Raw genomic sequence first — 19341 nt, 5'->3', positions numbered from 1 at the left:
TGGCCACAACTGACTCAGACATCCGCATGACCGCAGATCGGCGAGGCAATGCCGGCACCTGAGGCAGGCCCGCGCATCGTCACGCACGCCCGGCCATCACCCCGCGCCGAGACCGGCGCCACGCGGCAACATCGGCACCTGCTTTCGACGATCCCGCACATCGGCGATCGCCCGGCCCACGCCATACACCGACAACGGCACCACCCAGCTCGCCCACAACAACAGCGCGATCAAGCCCGGCGACGGAGTAATGCCCAGGCTGACCGCAAACGGCAACGACAAACGGAACACCACCGGCGCCAGCGTCGCCAGATAAGCGCGGACCATCCAGCGCTGATGCCGCAGCACCTGTCCACGCCAGATCGCCACCAGTCCGACCGACCCGGTCACCAGCCACGCCAGCGCCGTCGCCGCGAATGCCACCCGGATCGCAGGCGGCGCCGGCGAGGTCGCGATCAGCCCGACCGCCCCGACCATCGCCACCACCATCCCCGCGAAATACGCCCGCCCCAACCAACGATGCAGCCGCGGCCAGCGCCGCCACCGCTGCGTCGCGAACTGCAGCGCCCCCAGCAACAGGCCGACCGCCCCGCCACCGAGATGGCACCACAGCCACCCGCGGCGGGTCATGAACATGGCGTATGCAGGTGAATCTAGCGCCGCATACTTCAAGTAAACGTGGCGGACGAACTCGGCCGAAACCACGGCCAGCGCGAGCCACAACAATGCCCACGCCACGCGCGTCACAGGCCTGCGTCGGCACAGTTCGACACCCTCGCGTATTGGATCGACCCGCATGCCCGGCTCCCTCGGCCAGCCCGCTCTGGGGATGAAAACGCTAGCATGCCGACTACACTTTTTCTTGAGCTAGCTATGAAGGCAACGAAAGTCCATATCGCCCTGCTTGCCTTGCTCGTTTCGGGGATCGCTGGCGCCTCCGAAAGAGGCGACCGTCCCGATTTCTCGCGCCTATTGTCCGATTCTTCGGGTTTTTGCGAGAAAACTGGCAGTTTAGACAGGTCGTGCATCGATAGGCTGGACTATTACTTCGGAGTAATTTATGAGATGGACGAAACCGATTTGTCGACCAAGATCGATGAGCGCGCGATATTAGACATCGCGGGACTGCTGAAGAGCGACTACCCAAAGCTGTTCAGAGCGGCACGGATTCTTGGCGCGATGGGAAAGCGGGCAACGGTAGCATTGCCGAGTTTGCGAGCTGCAGAAGCCGAGGCTGGCGTCGCAAGAGATTTAGACAGTTTGATCGGCAGCGAAGCACTTCAAAAGTCTCTCAGACTTGATATACAGCGGATAGAAGGCAAGCGATGACTGTCCATATGCCTTGTGAATCCAGCACTCACCGGGTTCGCCCGCGCTGCCGAACCATCTGCCGCGCCGCATCCAGCAGCCAGTACCCGATGGCTGCCGCCAGGGGAATCTCGATCACCCGCGAGGTGAGCGCGACGAAGCACACCAGCAGCAATACCGGCGCCACGCGCCACACGGGCTGGTGGAATGGATTCAGATAGTGCCGCTGGAAGCCGCGGACGCACGCGACGATCAGCAACGAAACCTGGGTCATAGTGCACTTTTTACCAGCCTGGCCTTGTCCAAAGGGGCCGACCCATCGGGCGATGCCTGAAGCTGACCGTAGAAGAAGTGCACTCTGACCGCGGTTTTCCGACCCCGGTTTTCCGGGTTCTTCGGGGGCGACTAATTACAGAAAATTACGGACTTCATCTTGCGATGTCTCTTACATCAATCCTTGCGTCTTTCCAACCCTGACGGCTACTTGGGTCAGACCTATCTGGAAGTTCATAGGCGTCATCTTCAATTTCAAGATCTCCTATTTCATATCGTTTGGACGGAGGATATTTTGATCCATGAAAGGTACCGCTTACTCGGATGTATTTATAAGCAAAATCGTCAAAGGCCTTTTCCTGCCTAGCCTCAGAGCCACGCAGTATAATAACGTTATCCTGTGATAGCGAATGCTTGTAATCCAGGTCGTTGGAGTAAAGGGAGAGTTGGTCTCTATCTATCACCAAAAACCCGCTCACAATTATTTCTTTTCCGTCATACTCATTTGGACTCATGGCCAAATCGCGAATCGTAGGAACACAAATTATATGGCCATTATCTTTTTTCGAACACCTTGATGGCAATGCTTTTTCAACCTCAGAGTTCTGGCACGCAGCCAAGATCGCTGAAATCATCATTCCACCCAGAACTTTCCGCAAACGGCTTTTCATACCATCCACCTCCTCTACCCAACCACACGCATCAGGAAACCGGGGTCGAAGATCACCATCTGTACCTCACTCACGGCCCCAAAGCCCAGCGAAATCGAACGAAAGCTGGCGGTAGTGGCGGATGGAGAGCAGATATACGGTGGAGGATTCTTCCGCCACCGTGTACAGCATCACGTAATCACCGTGCAGGTAGATGCGCAACGCATCCGGCGCTCCCGCCGGCAATGCGGCCAGTTGCGCCAGCGCCTCGGCCGATTGAGGCGGCGTGTCCAGGTAGGGCCGGCCGATGCGGGGGAAACGCCGCAGGTTCGGGAGCACGGCCGCCCGCAATTCGGCGAGCAGGTCGTCGAAGGCCGCGGCGGCATCGGCGTCCAGCAGGAACGTTTCGATCGCGTCGAGGCACGCGAGGAAGCTCTCCGTCAGTTCGACGCGATGCAACGGTCAACCCCGCTTCTTGGTAGCCCGTTTGCCGGGGTCTGCGGGATGAGGCGCCTTGGCGGCCGCGCGCCGCTGTTGCAGTTGGCCGATGGCGGCATCGGCATCGACCGTGCGGCCGGCGGCGATGTCAGCCAAGCCGCGCTTCGCATCGTCGAGCAACAGCAGATGGATGCGCTCGCGCTCGAGCCGGTGGTAATAGTCCAGCCGGTCGGCGTCGATCAGCGCGACGTAGCTCTCGCCGTTCTTGGTGATGATCTTCTCGGCGCCTGCCTTCGCCTGGTCGGCCAGTTCGGAAAGACTGGCGCGCGCCAGGGTGAAAGGCACCACGTCGTTGACGGAAAAGCCCATGACAGCTCCTTTCACTATTGATTACAGGATTCTGTACAGGCTATCACTTGCATGGTGTTGCTGCCAGCGCACACGGAAGCTCATTCGGACAAGGCCCAATGCATGGCATGGCGATGGACAAGGCCGTACCAACGCAGGCCGCATCCTCCTCCTAATCGCTGCGGGTGCTCCAGCCGCCGACCGGATTTCTGCGTCTCCCTCCTTGCCCACGCTCTTGACCTCCCATACATCCAACCCATCGCATCCTCGCCCCGATTCCAACACCGGAGGCGGGGACATGACGAAGTGGATGGGAGCCGCGCTGGCCGCGGCGATGCTGGTGAGCGGCTGCGCCCGGGTGGAGGGCGAGAAGTTCGTTGGCCACTGGGTCAACGTGGAGTCGAAGGACGACACGATCGACATCGAGCGCAACGGGGAGTCGTTCATGGTGCGCAACACCACCCCGCGCTTCTTCACCCGCAAGCCCAAGACCGAGAGCTACCCCGCCATCTACAAGGACGGCGTGCTGCAAGTGACCAACGACGGCGAGACGGTGAACTTCGCCATCGACGAGGCCGATGGGCACCTCAACACCGGCAGCGACGAGTACCAGCGCGTTCCGGCCAAGTAATCGCGCGACGTCGAGCCCGGACCCCGGGCTCGCCTGGCCTGCCCGCATCGGAAGGTTGCCTCAGGCCCGGCAGTTCGCGGTTTCCGGGACGCCGCTTCGCTTATTCGCCAGTGGGCCGCTTGGTCCGCGTGGACCGGCGCTTCTCGCTCTCAAGCGCTTTCAGCTTGCGCGTTGCCTCTTCGAAATCCCGCTCCACCTGCGACGGTTCTTCCAACGTGCGCTGTCTGTAGCGGGCGAACTCGGCTTTGGAAAATTCCAATGCCTGTTCGCGGCCGATGCGGCCGGCATGGGTCAACACCTCGCGGTCGCTCAGGCGCAGGAAGTCGTCCAGCTTGGCGATCCATGCGGCCATGGTCATCGGCCTGCGGTTCATGGCCTGCAACTCGGCGAACTCCAGGTAGGCGGTGACGATGCGGTTCAGTGCCTCCAGCTCCTCCGCGTTCAAGTAGCTCTTGGCGACGACCGCATCGGACGCGCGCGGCGCGGCGCCCACCCAGTTGGTCATGCCGCTGTGCGGCTTGCTGGCGTCGGCGCGCTCCATGAGCAACTCGGCGGCGGTGTGGCCATGGGCCGCCCAGTGCATCTTGTTCTGCACAGTGGCGAAGAAACGCTGGCTGGCCTCGGCCGACGGGTCGTAATCCACGCTGGTGGCGTAGATGTCCAGCACCTTGCGCCAGAACAGCTTCTCCGACGAGCGGATGTCGCGGATGCGGCCCAGCAATTCCTCGAAATAGCCATCGTCAGGCCCGCGCTTGAGTCGTTCGTCGTCCAGCGCGAAGCCCTTGACCAGGTACTCGGACAGCCGCGCCGTCGCCCACTGGCGGAACTGGGTGCCGCGCGCGGAGCGGACCCGGTAGCCGACGGCGAGGATGGCGTCGAGGTTGTAGTGCTTGAGGTTTCGGCGCACCTCGCGCGCCCCCTCCTGGCGAACTTGTAAGTAATCCTTACATGTTGCCTCTTCACGCAGTTCGCCCTCCTCGTAGATCGTCCGGAGGTGCTGGGTGACGTTCTGCGGGGTCGTCTGATACAGCTCCGCGATCTGCGCCTGCGTCAACCACACCGACTCGCCTTCCAGCCGCACCTGGATCCGCGTCTGCGCATCCTCACTGCGATACAGGATCAATTCCGAGGTGGGGGCTTCCTTGTCGTCGCTACGCATGCCGGCTCCTGATGCGGTTTGTCAAAACAGCGCGCCCTGGATCGGCGTGCCGGAGGGTGCGGGAAGGATATCGGCTGCAGGCGATCTCGGCGGCCGCTCCGCCCCACCCAACCGCCACGCCAACCCCGAGATCCGCGCCGCGTGCCGGGCCAGCGCGGCGCGCAGCACCGCTTCGCTGGCGGCGATGTGCAGCGCGCGGCGGGCGCGGGTGATGCCGGTGTAGACCAGTTCGCGGCTGAGCACGCGGGCGTCGCGGGCCGGCAACTGCAGCCAGACTTCGTCGAACTCGCTGCCCTGGGCCTTGTGCACGGTCATGGCGAAGGCGCTCTCGTGCGCGGGCAGCGCGGCCGGGTGGAAGCCGCGGACCTGGCCGTCGCCGGCGCCGTCGAACCAGGCGACCAGGGTGCCCTGCGCGTCCTTCAGGCAAATGCCGACGTCGCCGTTGAACAGGCCGTGGCGGTAGCTGTTCTCGGTGATCAGCAGCAGGCGGCCGTGGAACCAGGGCGCGGCGGCGCCGAGGCGGCGTGCGCCGCTGGCGGTCTCGGCCAGCAATTGCTCGATGCGCGCGTTGAGCCCGCGCGCGCCCTGCGGGCCGGCGCGCACGGCGGTGAGCAGGCGCAGGCGCGCGGCGGCGCGCAGGGCCTGCGCCGGATCGTCGGTGTCGCCGAGGGCGCGCCAGTGCGCGAGCAGGGCGTCGCCGCCAGCAGCGAGCGCGTCGTCGACGCCGTCGTGGAAGTACACGCCGGCGAGCTGGCCGTCGCGCAGCAGTCGCAGCGCGCCGTCGGCATCACCGCTGCGCACCGCGTCGGCCAGCGGCGCCAGGGCGAAGTCCTGGGCCTGGCGGTAGCCGCGCAGCAGGTGCACGCGGTGCCCGGCCAGGCCGCCGTGGTCGTGCGTGACCGCGCTGTGGCCGAGCAGCGGCTGCAGCGCCTGGGCGTCGTCGGGCTGGAGCGCGTCGCCGGGGCCGGCGGCCTGCAGGATCGCGGCGAGCACGTCGCCGGCCTCCACCGAGGGCAACTGGTCGGCGTCGCCGAGCAGGATCAGTTGCGCGCCGTCGGCCACGGCGTCGACCAGCTTGCACATCAGCGGCAGGTCGACCATGGAGGCTTCGTCGATCACGATCAGGTCGAACGGCAGCGGGTTGTCGGCGTCGTGGCGGAAGCGCGGCAGGTCGGGGATGACGCCGAGCAGGCGATGCAGGGTGCTGGCGCCGGCCGGCAGGGCCTCGGCCAGGGTCGGGTCGACGCCGTCGGCGAGTGCGCGCGCCACCGCAGCGCGCAGGCTCTCGGCCATGCGCTCGGCGGCGCGGCCGGTCGGAGCGGCCAGGGCGATGCGCGGCGGCGACAGGCCGGCGGCGCGGGCCTGGGCGATGCGCAGCAGCAAAAGGCGGGCGATGGTGGTGGTCTTGCCGGTGCCGGGGCCGCCGGTGACCAGCAGCAGGGCGCGGCGCAGGGCGAGGGCGGCGGCTTGGGCTTGGCGGTCGGATGGATCGTGAGCGGTCGTACCCTCACCCGCCCTGCGGGCACCCTCTCCCGGGGGGAGAGGGAAGAGCTGGGCGAACAGGGGTGCGAGGGCGGCGAGGTCGCTGTGCGGCAAAGGCTGCGCGGCGAGGCGGCGCAGGCCCAGGGCCAGGCGCCGCTCGTACTCGCGGTAGCGGCGCAGGTAGAGCAGGCCGTGTTCGAGTACGAGTGGGCAGTCGGGGCTGGCCGGGTCTTCGGCAGCGGGTTGTGCGACCCAGCGCGAGGCGGCCAGGGCGCGGGTCCAGTCGTCCGCGGTGGGCAGCGCCGGCGGGGCGGCATCGCGGCTGTCGAGCAGGAGGCTGGCGCGCGCCGGGTCGAGGCCGGCGTGGCCGCTGGCCACCGCCAGCGAGGCCAGGGCGGCGCCGGCCAGGACCAGGTCGGGCGTGTCCGGGTCGAGGCGGGCCAGGCTGTGCGCGAAGGCATGGTCCAGCGTGCGCAGGGTGCCGGTGCGGTAGAGGGTGGCGAGGAGGTTGGTGGGTTGGCTCACGGGGTGGCTCCGTGGGCGGACGGACCCTCACCCCAACCCCTCTCTCCCACGGGGACTTCCTGCGGTCGCCGGGGGGAGAGGGGCTTGAGCGTGCGCGGGGCGACGGTGCGGTGGCGGGCGGGCATGAGGTAGGTGGGTTGGCTCACGGGGTGGCTCCGTGGGCGGACGGACCCTCACCCCAACCCCTCTCTCCCACGGGGACTTCCTGCGGTCGCCGGGGGGAGAGGGGCTTGAGCGTGCGCGGGGCGACGGTGCGGTGGCGGGCGGGCATGAGGTAGGTGGGTTGGCTCACGGGGTGACTCCGTGGGCGGACGGACCCTCACCCCAACCCCTCTCCCGGGGGGAGAGGGGCTCAGGCGGGGCGCCGGCGAAGAGGGCGTCGACGCCTTCGATCAGGTCCGGGTCGAAGCGCCAGGCATGCACGCCTGGCGATGGGTCGCGGGCGGCGTCGAGGCCGCGGCAGAACAGGTAGCGCACGCCGCCGAAGTCGCGGGCGTAGTCGTAGGCGCCGCCCAGGCGGAAGCGCAGCCAGCGGTGCAGGGCCACGGTGTAGATCAGCGCCTGCAGGGTGTATTCGCTGTGCGCCATCGCCCGCGCCAGGGCGTCGGGGTCGTAGGCCGGCAGGCGGTTGGACTTGTAGTCGAGCACGTACCAGCGGCCGTCGTGCTGGTAGGTGAGGTCGATCAGGCCGGTCATCAGCCCCTCCAGGCGCTGCCGGGTGCCGAACGCCTGGCGCTCGCCGGCCACGCCGAAGCGGTGCAGCAGCGCCAGCAACGCGTCCACGCGCGTCGGGCGCATGGCGAAGTGGAATTCCATTTCGTTGCGCCGCTGCTCCTCCGGCACCGCGGCCAGGCAGGTGCCCTCCGGCAGCGCCACGGTGAGGGTGTGGCCGACCAGGGCGGTGAGCATGGCGGTGCCGTCTTCCAGTTCGTCCTCGGCATAGCCGCCGCGCTGCAGCGCTTCGACGATGGCGGTGGCCTGCCCGGCCGGCGCCGGCTGGCCTGGCTGCCAGCTACGCCAGGCGGCGAAGTCGCAGCGCTCGAACACGTCGTGCATGGCCACGCCGAAGCGGTTGCCGACGAAGCGGCGGTCGACCATGTCCACCTCCACCGCGGCGCTGACCGGCTCGCTGGCGGCGGGCTCGTCGCTGCCGCCGCTGCTGGGCACGGTGGCGCTGGCCATCGGGTCGCTGCCGGCGTCGGCATTGGCGAGCTGGGTGAAGCTGTACACCCACCACTCCGGCAGCACGCGCCGCTGCGGCACGCGCGCCGGCGGCACCGGCGGCGCCGGCTCGGGCGGCAGCCGCGGCAACTGCGCCGGCGGCGGGGTGCTGTCGATGGCGATGGCGCCGGGAGCGGCGGCCGCCTGCAAGGCGTCGAGGTCGCGCAGCATGGGGTCCAGTGCGGTCGCGTCGTGCTTGAAGAACGCCCCGGTGGCGATCCACAGCGCGTGTTCGGCGCGGGTCAGGCCGACGTAGAGCAGGCGCGCGTCCTCGGCGCGCTGTTCCTGTTTCCACGCGGCTTCGGCCGTCTCCCAGGCCGGGTCCGACGCGCCGCCGCTGCGGCCGGTGTTCCACTGCAACTGGCGCCCGCCCTGCGGCGCCGGCACCACGCAGTGGCGACCGGGGCTGCGCTCGCTGCGGCCGATGCCGGCGTACGGCAGGAACACCAGCGGATACTCCAGGCCCTTGCTCTTGTGCAGGGTGACGATCTGCACGCGGCGCGCATCCGACTCCAGCCGCAGTTGCTGCGCTTCGTCGCTGTCGTCGGCATTGGCGATGCGCCGCGCCAGCCAGTCGACCAGGCCGTGCGGGCCGAGCGCGCGGGTGTCGGCTTCCTGCAGCAGTTCGGCCAGCTGCAGGTAGTTGGTGAGGCGGCGCTCGCCGTCGACCAGCGCCAGCAGGCGTTGCCCGTGCGCGGCACCGAGGTCGCCGATCAGGGCGAGCGGGCCGCCGCGCTGCCAGCGTTCGCGCCAGTCCAGCGCCTGCTGCTGCCAACGGCGATGACGCTCGCCGTCGTGGTCGAGTGCGGCGATGGCGGCGGCGTCCTCGCCGATCAGCACGGTGGCCAGTGCGGCGCGCAGGCGGCCGTCGTCGCCGGGGTCGAGCAGCGCCTGCAACAGCGCCAGCAGTTCCAGCGCCTCGTCGGTGGCGAACAGACTGCGACGGCCGGCAGCGACCGCGGGGATGCCGGCGGCGGCCAGCGCCTGCTGGATGCGCGTGGCCTCGCCGTGGCTGCGCACCAGCACCGCGATATCGCCGGCCTGCACGGGGCGGCCGAGCAAGCTCGCGCTGCCGTCGCGCGCATCGGCGAGCCAGCCGCGGATCGCCGCGACGCAGGCGGCGGTGCACAGCTCGCGGGCGCGGCCGGCGCTCCACGGCTTGGGCTTGCCCGGCCCCTTGGCGGTGGCCGGTGGCGGCGGTGGTTCCGGTGCGCGCCACACGGTCAGCGCCGGGGCAGGCACGCCGCCGCGTTGCAGGTCGGCATCGACGCGCTTGCTGCCCGGCTGCACCGGGTGGAAGGCGATGCCGTCGGTGAGGAACGCATCGGCGTAGCCGGCCTGCGCGTACAGCGCATCGATCGCCGCCAGCAGCGCCGGGCGCGAGCGGAAGTTGTGCGCCAGCGGCGGCGCGCGTTCGGCGTCCGCGGCAGCGGCCAGGTAGGTACGCACGTCGCCGCCGCGGAAGCCGTAGATGGCCTGCTTGGGGTCGCCGATCAGGGCGAGCAATGGCGGCGTGTCGTCCGGCGCCGACGGCGATGGCGCGAGCGCCGCATCGTCCTGCGCCAGGTTGGCATCGGCCGTCGCCGGGGCGAACACCTTGCGGAAGATCGTCCACTGGCGGTCGTCGGTGTCCTGGAACTCGTCGACCAGGGCCACCGCGTACTGCGCGCGCAGCCGCTGCGCCAGGGCGGCGCCGTGCGGGCCTTCCAGCGCGCGCGCCACGCCCTCGACCAAGTCGTCGTAGGTCTGCACGCGGCGCTGGCGCTTGAGATAGGCCAGGCGCTCCGCCGCGTCGGCGCGCAATGCGTGCAGCAGGCGGATGCGGCGTTGCGTGCGCCACTGCGCCAGTTGCGCCAATGCGGCCAGGTAGCCATCGATGGCGCGGCTCAGCGGCGAGGCCGGGGTGCGCTCGGCGTGCTTCTTGTTGGTGCCGGCGGCCAGTTCGGCGGCGGTGAGCTTGACCAGCTTCGGGTGCGGCGGCGCGTCCGCCGACGGCGCCGCGGCGAAAGCGTCCAGCCAGTGCCACAGCGCGGTCAGCCAGTCGGGCTTGTAGCTGACCTTGCTCAGTACGCCGGCGTCCATCGCCGTGGCGATCGCTTCGAAACAGGCGGTGCCGTGGGTGCGGAACGCCTCGGCCAGCGCCACGCCGGCACGCTGCGCGGCCTGCTGCAACACGGCGCCGTCCTCGGCGGAAAAAACCGGCGCGGGCGGCAGCAAGGTCGGATGCCGCACCAGTTCGCGCAGATCGGTGGCCATGCCGTCCGGTCCGCCCGGCCACAGCGCCACCAGATCCTCGGCCATCGCCGGATCGGCGGCGCGTTGCCGCCACAGGTCGGCGGCGACGTCGCGCAGCAGTTCGCGGTCGTCGGTGAGCAATTGCGGTGCGGCGAAGGCCTGGCCACTTTCCAGCGCATGCTCGCGCAGCACGCGCGCGCAGAAGCCGTGGATGGTGAAGATGGCGGCGAGGTCGATGTCCTCGGCGGCCTGCTGCAGGCGCCTGCGCAGGGCGGTCGGGGTTTCGGTGTTGGTGGCCAGGTGCTCGGCGAGGATGGCGCGGGTGAGGGCGACGTCGGGCGGGTCGTGTTGCGGGATTGGCTGCGATGGGTTGGTCGCGGCTGAAGCCGCTCCTACGAGGCTTCCATCGGCGTCCGGCACCAGCGTCGCCGCCAGCGCCAGGCGCTCGCGGATGCGCCGGCGCAGTTCCTGGGTGGCGGCCTCGGTAAAGGTGACGGCGAGGATCTGGCCCAGGCGCAGGCCGCGTTCGACCACCAGGCGGGTGAACAGCGTGGCCAGGGTGAAGGTCTTGCCGGTGCCGGCGCTGGCCTCGATCAGGCGCACGCCGTGCAGCGGCAATTGCAGGTAGGGATCGCGGTCGGGTGCGGCGCTCATTCGGCGTCTTCCTGGGTGCCGCGCCAGCGCTGCCAGCTCTCGCTCAGCCGTTCGGGATCGAGTGCAGGGCCGGCGTCGCCCTGTTCGAGCAGGCCGAACACGCGCTGGCTGGTGGCGGCGAAGTCGGCGAAGCGCTGCGCATCGGCGAACGGGTCGCGGCCGCGGCCGACCAGGCGCAGTTCCGGGCTGTCCGCCTCGCTCCAGCCGAAGCTGGCCTGCCATTGCGCGGCGGCGTCCTTGATCGCCTTGTCGAGATCGCCGGCGCGCGCGGCCTGGTAGTACTTCCAACTGCTGTACGGCGCGAACGACAGCGGCGCCTGGCGGCCGTGGCGATACAGCTGCAGCAACTCGCCCAGTGCCTGCTGCGCCTGGGCGGCCGGCAGCGGCTCGCGGTCCATTGGATGCGGGCCGAGGCTGTCGTCGTGGTCGAAGAAACGCACGTAGGGCGTGCGTTCGCCGGCGGCGCGCAGCAGCAGCCATTCCAGCCCGTGGCGGATCGCGCTGCGCCCGCTCAAGGCGCCCACCTGCACGCGCGCCACGCCGGGCGCGTACCAGCCCGGCAGGCGGCCATGCAGCGCGGTGCCGTCGAGGTCCACCTGCAGCCGCGGCGCCAGCGGCGCGTCGTCGCCGCCACGCCACTGCCGGAACGCCTCGGCGTACGGGCGCAGCTGGCGCACGCGCTCGTCGAGCTGGCGCCGGCCCAGCGGCCCGGACGGCAGCAGCGCGCGGGCGCGCAGGCGTTCGTACAGGGCCTCGGTGTCCTCGCGCAGCACCGCCTCGAACACCTGCTGTTGCAGGCCGTACTGGTCGAGCCCGCGGCTGGGCGCCAGCAGCGGTTCCAGGTCGCTGTCGGCCTGCGCCGGATCGGGCAGGCGCAGGCCCAGGCGCTGGCGCAGGAACTGTCCGGCCGGATCGACCAGCAGCCGCCGCAGGTCATCGATGGACAGCTGCGCCGGCGGCGCGTCGTCGGCCGCGGCCGGCAGATCGTCAATCCACGGCGCCAGCGGCTGGCGCTGGCCGACCAGGCTGTCCACTGCCGGCCGCCACTGCCGGCGGTAGCTGAAACGGCGCGGGTCGGCATCCTCGGCACCGGTGGCGCCGAACGCGGCGGCAGCGAACGGCTGCAACGGATGCCGCACCACCAGTGCCGCAGCCGCGGCCGGGTCGGCGTGGTATTGCGCGGCACAGGCCAGCAGCTCGCCGACCAGCGGCGAGGGTTCGCGCACGCTGCCGTCGCGCGCGTCGGCGCCCAGGTAGCTCAGGTAGAACACCTCCTGCGCCGAGGCGAACAGCTGCAGGAACAGGAAGCGATCGTCCTCGCGCGTCGAACGGTCGCCGTGGCGGCGGCGCGTGGTGCCCAGCTCGGCGGTGAGGCGGTTGAGACCGGCGGCGGGATCGCGGCGCGGGAAATCGCCGTCGTTCATGCCCAGCAGGCAGATCACCCGGAACGGCAGCAGCCGCATCGGCACCATGCGGCCGAAGCTGATGCCGCCGGTGAGCAGCGGCGCGCGCGTGTCCGATTCGCCCAGCACCGCGGCGAAGTGCGCGCGCACCACCTCGGCCGGCACCGCGTCGGCGTAGTCGGCGCGGGCGGCGTCACGGGCGAATTGGTCGATCAGCGCACGCAGCCGCTCCAGCGCGCGCTGCTGGCGCGGCGCCGACGGGCTCTGCGGCAGCAGCGCCTCAAACAGGCCCAGCAGCACTTCGCGCCACTGCGCCGGCGGCATCGGCTCGGCCAGCGCGGCCTGGTGGCGGTCGAGCACGCGCAGTAGGCGCAGCAGCGTGTCCAGCGCGGCCAGCGCGCTGCCTTCCAGTTGCGGCCACGGCGCCACGCCGTCGATGTCGTCCTCGGCGCCGCTGGCGTGGCCGAGCAGCAGCCGGTCCAGGGCGAAGCGCCAGGTGTAGGCGTCGTCGGCCGGCGCCTGGTGGCGCTGCCGGTGTGCCGCGTCCAGGCCCCAGCGCGCGCCGGCGGCGTGCAGCCAGGCGCGCAGACGTTCCAGCCCGGCCTCGTCGAGGCCCGCGGCCTCGGCGATCGGCGCGCTGGCGAGCAGGTCCAGGATCTCGTGCAGGCCGAAGCGTGCGATCGGCAGGCCGAGCAGCGCCAGGAACACCTCGGCCAGCGGCTCGCTGGCCAGCGGGCTGGCGTCGGCCAGCGCATAGGGCAAGGCGTCGTCGCCGGCGTGGCCGCCGAACACCGCGTCCAGGTACGGCACGTAGGGGTCGATGTCCGGCGACAGCACCGCGATCTCGCGCGGCTGCAACGGCGGCTCGAAGCGCGGGTCGTCCAGCAGCGCACGCAGTTGGTCGTGCAGTACCTGCAGTTCGCGCAGGCGGGTGTGGCAGGCGTGCACCTGCAGGCTGGGATCGTGCGGGTCCACCGCGGCCAGCGGTGCCGGCCGCGCCGGCGCGCGGCGATGGAACAGATCGCTCTGCATGCGCCGCAGCAGGCTGTCGCCGAGGCCGCCATCGGCCAGCGCGCGCCGGCCCGACTCCAGCGGATCGGCATAGACCGCGATCTCGGCCAGCGGATGCACCACCTCGTAGTCGCCGATCAGCGCCATGAAATCGCGCCCGGCCGCGCCCCAGGCCTGCAGCAGCGGGTTCTCCTGCACCTGCTCGGCGAACAGGTCCACCGCCCCACCCTCGCGGCGGCGCTGCCACAGCGTCTGCAGATCGCCCCAGTATCCCTGCGCCGGCGTCGGCAGGTAGAAGTGCAGCGTGCCGGCGCGCGCCTGCGTGGCCAGCACGCGCAGCACGTCCGGGGAGATGTTGAGCACGGCGAAGGCGAACAGGCGCCGCGGCAGGCCCTGCGGCAGCGGCCCATCCGGGCGCGCGTAGCGGTCCAGGTACTGGCCGATGCGCCGCGCGCGGTAGGCGCGGCCGCTGGCGATGCGCCGCCACAGCCGCGCCTGTGGATCGTCCGGGTCGGCGCCACTTTCCCAGCGCAGCAGCCAGTCGCGGCGCCAGGCCTGGTACTTCTCGAACACGTTGCTCAGCTCGCCGGCCAGGCTCCACGGCTTGAGCGCATCGCCGTCGGCCAGATAGCCGGCCAGCGGCGCCAGCGCCGCATCGCTGCCCAGGTCACCCTGGAGCGCCGCGTACAGGCGCCAGTGCATGGTCGCCATGTCCAGGTCGTCGGCCGCGGCACCGAGATTGCGCTCAAGCGCGCGCGCGACGAATTCGCCGGGGGTGAGGAATTCCAGGTTCGCCGCCACCCCGTGCACCGCGGCCAGGGTCGACTGCAGCCAGCGCCGCATCGCCACCTGCGGGATCAGCACCACCTCCGGCGCCAGCAAGGGCTGCCCCGGCGGCGGCCGGCGCAGTTCTTCGGCGAGCAGGGCGGCCAGGGTATCCAGCGCGTTGGACGGATACAGCCGGAAATCGGGCGCGGACGGGGCAGGCATGTGCCGGGCATTGTGCCGGATGCGGGCAGGTGGTGCTTTCGGGCACAGCTTCGTGTGCCCAAACATCGCGCGTCGCTTCGTGCCGTACCCTCACCCCAACCCCTCTCCCGGGGGGAGAGGGGCTCAAGCATCAGTACTTCTTCTCGACGTTGAACATCCAGGTCTGGTCGCTGCCGCTGTCGCCGTCGGTCACGCCGCGATACTCCACACGTGTGGACAAGCCCTGGTCGGTGCTCAACACCACGCCCACGCCCAGCATCAGCCGGTTGCGGTCGTACACGCTCTGCCCGGTGCGGTACAGGGTGCCGCCGATGATGTCGGCATACCCCAGCGCGGCATCGCCACGGCCCTGGAAGTCGTGCTGGTACTCGAGCCGGAACTGCGGGGTCAGCCGGCCCCAGGTCATCTGCCGGCGCCATTCCAGGCGCAGGCCGAGGTTGCCGGTGGTGGTGGCCACGTCCATGTCCTCGTAGCGCAGCGCGTACGGCGCCATCGCCGCTTCGCTGTAGGCATCGAGCGTGGCGCGCGCGGCATCCACCCGTGCATACGGGGTGATCTGCCAATCGCCGCGCTGCAGGTCGGCACCGGCCGACAGCGACGCGATCCACTGGTGGCCGCTGCGGTCGCCTTCGGCCAGCGCGCCGTTGTCGGTGACGTAGCGGCGCAGGTCGTAGGACAGCAGCTGATAGCCGACCAGGGTGTCGAAGAACAGGGTCTGGCCCGGGTGATAGCTGGCATACAGCGCCAGCGTGTACGCGGTGGACTTGCTGTGGCTGCCGTCGCGGCCGACGTCGCTGTCGTCGCGGCCGAAGCCCACGCCCGCACCCAGCGCAAAGGCCGAGGAGACGCGGTAATCGGCGCCCAGGCTCAGGCCATCGGTCTGGAAATCCACGCCGGCGCGCTGCGACTGCTTGTCCAGGCTGCCGGAGCGGATCGCACCGCCCACCCACAGGCCGAGGTCGCCTGCCGCGGTGGCATCGCGTGGTGCCGCCGACGCAGTGTCGGCACCGCCGTCCACGGCGCCGTCGCGCAGGTCGCGGTTGGCCGGGTCGCACGCTTGCGCGTCGAGGTTGCGGTCGCTCTGCAGCGTGCGGTCGCGCTGGCGGCACTGCGAGGTGGCCTGGAAGCTCACGCCGTTGTCGAAGCCGCGCGCACCACGGTGGGTCGCTTCCAGGCGGCGCTGGAAGTTGTCGATCTGCGCCTTGGCGAAGCGCCGGGTCGACTCGGCCTGCGCATCGATCAGGCCACGCACCTGCGCATCCTGGGTCGGATCCGGGCGCGGCGCGATCACGAACACGATGTCCGCCGCGACCGAGGTCGCATACGCGTTGGACAGGGTGAAGCGCACCGTGGCGTTGCCGGAGAAGGCCGGGTTCGGCACGAAGGTCAGCATGAAGCCCGGGCCGTCGTCCGCGGCCGCGGTCGGCACGCCTGCGGCCTTGGCCGCTGCGCGGGTGATCGTCGCGGTACCGGCGTTGGCCGGCAGCACCGCAACCACGGCAGCGGCCACGAACGGCCCGCCTGTAGCGTCGCGAGTGACGTCCAGGGTCTGCGCCTGCCCGGTCACCGCCGGCACCGTCACCGACACCGCGATGGGGCGGGCGTTGACGGTGATGGTGACCACGGCCGGGGCCGAACTGCCGCCCGCGCCGACGGCGGTGTAGTGCACGCTGTCCACGCCCACGTAGCCCGGCGCCGGCGTGTACACCAGGCGCACGCCATCGACCGTGGCGGTACCGTGGCTGGGTGCCGTGGCGATGGCGATGCTGTCAATGCTGCCGGTGTCGTTGCCGGTGACCGCCAGGGTCAGCGCGGTGTCCACGAGGGTGGCGCCGGTGTCGTTCGCCGCCACCGGTGCCGGCACCGCCGAGGCGATGGCCAGGGTGTAGGCCTGCGTCGCCGAGAAGCCATTGGCGTCGCTCACCCTGATGCTGAAGGCGAAACTGCCGGCCGCGCTCGGCGTGCCGGACAGCACACCCGCCGTGGTCAGGCTCAACCCGGTCGGCAACGCGCCGCTGACCACGCTGTAGCTGTACGGCGCAGTGCCGCCGCTGGTACTCAGGGTCTGGTTGTAGGCCGTGCCCGCGGTGCCGGCCGGCAAGGTCGGCTGCCCGGGGGTCAGGGTCGGCGCGGCGATGCTCAGCGTATAGCTGCGGCTGGCCTGGCCGGCCACACCGGCGGTGCTGTCGGTGACCGTCGCGGTGAACGTGAAGCTGCCTGCCTGCGTCGGCGTACCGGACAGCGCACCGGCCGCGCTCAGGCTCAGTCCTGCCGGCAGGGCGCCGCTGCTCAGGGCATAGCTATACGGCGCGGTGCCGCCGCTGGCGCTGAGCGTCTGCCCATAGGCCGTGCCCACCGTCCCGGCTGGCAGGGTCGATGGCGTCAGGGTCAGCGTGGGCGAGGCCACCGTCAGGGTGAACGCCTGCGTCGCGGTGAAGGCGTTGGCGTCGCTGACGTGCACGGTGAACGCGAAGCTGCCGGCCGTGGTCGGCGTGCCGGACAGCACGCCGGCGGCGCTCAGGCTGATCCCGCTCGGCAAGGTGCCGGTATTGAGCGCATAGCTGTAAGGCGCAGTGCCGCCGCTGGTGCTCAACGCCTGGCTGTAGCTGGCGCCGATCGTCGCCGCCGGCAAGGTCGACGGGGTGATGGCCAGCGTCGGCGCCACGATCGCCAGCGTATAGCTGCGCGCCGCCTGGCCAGGCGTTCCGGAGGTGCTGTCGGTCGCGGTCAGGGTGAAGCTGAAATTGCCGGTCACGGTGGGCGTGCCGCTGAGCGCGCCGCTCGCGCTGTTGACGGTCACGCCCGCCGGCAAGGCACCGGCAGTGACCGCGTAGGTGTACGGCGCGATGCCGCCACTGGCCTGGTTGATCGATGCGCTGTAGGCCTGGCTGGCGGTGCCGTTGGGCAGGGTCGTCGCCGGCAGCGTCAGGGTCGGCGACGCCACCGTCAACGTGTAGGAACGGCTACCGCTGATGGGCGACGCGCCGCTGTCGGTCGCGGACACGGTGAAATTGAAATTGCCGGTGCCGCTGGGCGTGCCGGACAGCACGCCGGCGGAACTCAGCAGCATCCCCACCGGCAACGTACCGGTGGTGATCGCGAAGCCATACGGCGCGGTCCCGCCACTGGCGCTCAGGGTCTGGCTGTAGCTGGTGCCGGCGGTGGCCGCCGGCAGCGAGGTCGGCGAGATCGTCACCACAGCATCGTCGTTGAGGATCGTGCCGGTCGCGGTGGCGCGGGCGATGGTGGCGTTGCTGGCGCCGGACAGGTTCACGGTGAAGGTTTCGTCCGGCTCGACGGTGGTATCGCCGTTGATGGTCACCGTCACGTTCTGCGTGGTGATGCCGGGCAAGAAGGTGAGCGGGCCCGAGCTGGCGACATAGTCGCTGCCGGCGTTGGCGCTGCCGTCGGCGGTCGCGTAGTTGACCGTGACGGTCTGGCCGCTGGCGGCGCTGAGACTGACCGGGAATGTGGCCGTGGTGACGCCGCTGTTGCCTTCGGTGACGCTGACGTCGCCGATCGAGAGTGACGGCTGCGCGTCGTCGTTGTTGATCGTGCCCACTCCCTGCCCACCGGTGATCGTGGCGCCATTTGGATTGGTGACGTTGACGTAGAAGGTTTCGTTGGGTTCGTTGAGCGTATCGCCGATTACCTGCACGGTGAAGGTGGCGCTGCTGCTGCCGGCCGGAATGGTCAGCCCGTTCACGCTGGAAGCGATGTAGTCCGAACCCGCAGTGGCAGTACCGTCGGCGGTGGCGATGTTGAAGCTGACCCCGCCGCTGCCGGCCGGCTGGCTGAGCGAGACGGTGAAGGTGAACGCGGTGGTGCCGGAATTGCCTTCGTTCTGCGACACGTTATTGATCGACAGGGTCGGCAGATCGTCGTTGAGGATGGTGCCGGTGGCGCTGGACGGCGAGCCGACGGTGTAACCGCTGCCCGCATTGAGGCTGATCACCACGGTCTCGTCCGGTTCCACCGTGGTGTCGGGGGTGGGATCGACGGTGATGGTGCCGCTGGTCTGCCCGGCCGCAATCACCAGCGGCGAGTTGACCGCGGCGTAGTCGGTACCGGACGTCGCGGTGCCGCCCACGCTGAAGCCGATCGAGAGCGCCGACGGCGACGCCTGGCTCAGGGTGACGGTGTAGACGAGGTTGGCGCTGCCATCTTCGGCGACGCTGGCCGGCGACACCGCGATGCTTGCCGAGGGATAGTCGTCGTTGACGATGGTGGCGGTGGCGCTGGAGGGGTTGCCGATCGAGTAACCGGTACCGTTGGCCACCTGGAAGATCACCGTCTCGTCCGGCTCCACCGTGGTGTCGGCGACTGGGGTGACGCTGAAACTGGCGGACGTCGCGTTGGCCGGCACCACGACGCTGGTGACCGCGCCGGTGTAGTCGGTCCCGCTGGTCGCCGTGCCGCTGCGGGTCAGGTTCACCGTGGTCGCCGAACTGTTGGTCGAACTCAACGTCACCGTGTAGACGAAGGGCGTGCCGCTGTCCTCGTTGGCGCTGGACGGGGAAACCGTGATGCTGGCGGTGCGCGAGGGCGTGATGGTGATATTGACGGTAATGGTGTCGCCAGCGCCGTCTTCTAGCGGAAATGTGTCGCTCGTGGCGCTGTCGCCATTGTGCGTGTAGGTGATGATCTGCGTTCCCTGCGCCCCGCTCGGACTGGGAACGACCAACGTGCCGTGGGGAGGCTGCACCCCGTTCCAGCCGACGCCGATGTCGTCAACACCGGTGCCGTCGCAGGTGGTGACGTCGATCTGCACCGAGCCACCCTGGGCGACGGTGGCGTTCAACGTCGGACAATACTGGGAAGGCGCTGCCGCGGCCAACCCGGAGTGCAACGTCGTCATCAACAACACGGCCAGCAACGTCGACCAGCGTAATGCGATGCGCGCGCCACGGCGCGAACCGGTGCAATTCGTAGACATATTTCGATTCCCCTAAATCGCGCCACCCCAGGGGCGCTGGCAGCCATCCTGGTGCCTCGGACTTCGCGGAACATCGG

At 69.9% G+C, this 19341-nt stretch carries 12 protein-coding genes; 2 read left to right on the top strand and 10 right to left on the bottom strand.

Features of this window, described 5'->3' with window-relative positions; all coding sequences use genetic code 11:
* Positions 1-96: 96 nt before the first annotated feature.
* Positions 97-798 carry a DUF2306 domain-containing protein gene (locus AC1PLR_RS00670; protein WP_481102329.1) on the bottom strand — a complete coding sequence of 234 codons (702 nt, stop codon included), beginning with the start codon at positions 796-798 and terminating at the stop codon, positions 97-99.
* A gap of 45 nt (positions 799-843) precedes the next feature.
* Between AC1PLR_RS00670 and AC1PLR_RS00665 the strand changes: the two genes are divergently transcribed.
* Entirely contained in the window at positions 844-1329 is a 486-nt protein-coding gene (locus AC1PLR_RS00665) for a hypothetical protein (protein WP_481102328.1), read from the top strand.
* A 28-nt stretch (positions 1330-1357) separates the two neighbouring features.
* On the opposite strand, the gene AC1PLR_RS00660 is transcribed toward AC1PLR_RS00665, so the two are convergent.
* The 4 genes from AC1PLR_RS00660 to AC1PLR_RS00645 all read right to left on the bottom strand — a co-directional run bounded on the left by AC1PLR_RS00660 (position 1358) and on the right by AC1PLR_RS00645 (position 3038).
* Positions 1358-1582 (bottom strand): hypothetical protein, encoded by a 225-nt coding sequence (locus tag AC1PLR_RS00660; protein WP_481102327.1) that lies wholly within the window; start codon positions 1580-1582, stop codon positions 1358-1360.
* Positions 1583-1736: 154 nt separating this feature from the next.
* A complete protein-coding gene (locus tag AC1PLR_RS00655) occupies positions 1737-2252 on the bottom strand; it encodes a hypothetical protein (protein WP_481102326.1) in 516 nt (171 codons plus the stop codon).
* A gap of 66 nt (positions 2253-2318) precedes the next feature.
* Positions 2319-2690, bottom strand: a complete 372-nt coding sequence (locus tag AC1PLR_RS00650; protein ID WP_481102325.1) for a type II toxin-antitoxin system RelE/ParE family toxin — start codon at positions 2688-2690, stop codon at positions 2319-2321.
* Positions 2691-2693: 3 nt separating this feature from the next.
* A complete protein-coding gene (locus AC1PLR_RS00645; RefSeq protein WP_481102324.1) occupies positions 2694-3038 on the bottom strand; it encodes a type II toxin-antitoxin system Phd/YefM family antitoxin in 345 nt (114 codons plus the stop codon).
* 277 nt (positions 3039-3315) lie between these two features.
* On the opposite strand from AC1PLR_RS00645, the gene AC1PLR_RS00640 reads away from it, so the two are divergent.
* The gene (locus AC1PLR_RS00640) at positions 3316-3648 is read left to right on the top strand and encodes a hypothetical protein (protein ID WP_295841951.1); all 333 of its coding nucleotides are present in this window, start codon (positions 3316-3318) and stop codon (positions 3646-3648) included.
* A gap of 100 nt (positions 3649-3748) precedes the next feature.
* Here AC1PLR_RS00640 and AC1PLR_RS00635 read toward each other — a convergent pair whose 3' ends face one another.
* The 5 genes from AC1PLR_RS00635 to AC1PLR_RS00615 all read right to left on the bottom strand — a co-directional run bounded on the left by AC1PLR_RS00635 (position 3749) and on the right by AC1PLR_RS00615 (position 19225).
* Positions 3749-4807 carry a virulence RhuM family protein gene (locus tag AC1PLR_RS00635; RefSeq protein ID WP_481102323.1) on the bottom strand — a complete coding sequence of 353 codons (1059 nt, stop codon included), beginning with the start codon at positions 4805-4807 and terminating at the stop codon, positions 3749-3751.
* Between the two features lie 21 nt (positions 4808-4828).
* Positions 4829-6814: an exodeoxyribonuclease V subunit alpha gene (recD, locus tag AC1PLR_RS00630; RefSeq protein WP_481102322.1), complete on the bottom strand. Its 1986-nt coding sequence runs from the start codon at positions 6812-6814 to the stop codon at positions 4829-4831.
* Positions 6815-7102: 288 nt separating this feature from the next.
* Positions 7103-10924 carry an exodeoxyribonuclease V subunit beta gene (gene recB / locus AC1PLR_RS00625; RefSeq protein ID WP_481102321.1) on the bottom strand — a complete coding sequence of 1274 codons (3822 nt, stop codon included), beginning with the start codon at positions 10922-10924 and terminating at the stop codon, positions 7103-7105.
* A complete protein-coding gene (recC, locus tag AC1PLR_RS00620) occupies positions 10921-14328 on the bottom strand; it encodes an exodeoxyribonuclease V subunit gamma (RefSeq protein WP_481102320.1) in 3408 nt (1135 codons plus the stop codon). The genes recB and recC overlap by 4 nt, the downstream gene beginning before the upstream one ends.
* A gap of 130 nt (positions 14329-14458) precedes the next feature.
* On the bottom strand, positions 14459-19225 hold the full coding sequence (locus tag AC1PLR_RS00615; RefSeq protein ID WP_481103656.1) for a putative Ig domain-containing protein: 4767 nt from the start codon (positions 19223-19225) through the stop codon (positions 14459-14461).
* Between the last annotated feature and the right edge of the window lie 116 nt (positions 19226-19341).

The sequence above is a fragment of the Xanthomonas sp. NCPPB 3570 genome, assembly GCF_056725115.1.
The sequence above is the reverse complement of the archived record's forward strand: the minus strand, read 5'-3'. Positions and strand labels throughout refer to the sequence as shown.

Bases quoted from the DNA above. Each gene is read 5' to 3' on its own strand.
- AC1PLR_RS00670 (WP_481102329.1), bottom strand. From the start codon at position 798: ATGCGGGTCGATCCAATACGCGAGGGTGTCGAACTGTGCCGACGCAGG.
- AC1PLR_RS00665 (WP_481102328.1), top strand. From the start codon at position 844: ATGCCGACTACACTTTTTCTTGAGCTAGCTATGAAGGCAACGAAAGTC.
- AC1PLR_RS00660 (WP_481102327.1), bottom strand. From the start codon at position 1,582: ATGACCCAGGTTTCGTTGCTGATCGTCGCGTGCGTCCGCGGCTTCCAG.
- AC1PLR_RS00655 (WP_481102326.1), bottom strand. From the start codon at position 2,252: ATGAAAAGCCGTTTGCGGAAAGTTCTGGGTGGAATGATGATTTCAGCG.
- AC1PLR_RS00645 (WP_481102324.1), bottom strand. From the start codon at position 3,038: ATGGGCTTTTCCGTCAACGACGTGGTGCCTTTCACCCTGGCGCGCGCC.
- AC1PLR_RS00640 (WP_295841951.1), top strand. From the start codon at position 3,316: ATGACGAAGTGGATGGGAGCCGCGCTGGCCGCGGCGATGCTGGTGAGC.
- AC1PLR_RS00635 (WP_481102323.1), bottom strand. From the start codon at position 4,807: ATGCGTAGCGACGACAAGGAAGCCCCCACCTCGGAATTGATCCTGTAT.
- recB (WP_481102321.1), bottom strand. From the start codon at position 10,924: ATGAGCGCCGCACCCGACCGCGATCCCTACCTGCAATTGCCGCTGCAC.
- recC (WP_481102320.1), bottom strand. From the start codon at position 14,328: ATGCCTGCCCCGTCCGCGCCCGATTTCCGGCTGTATCCGTCCAACGCG.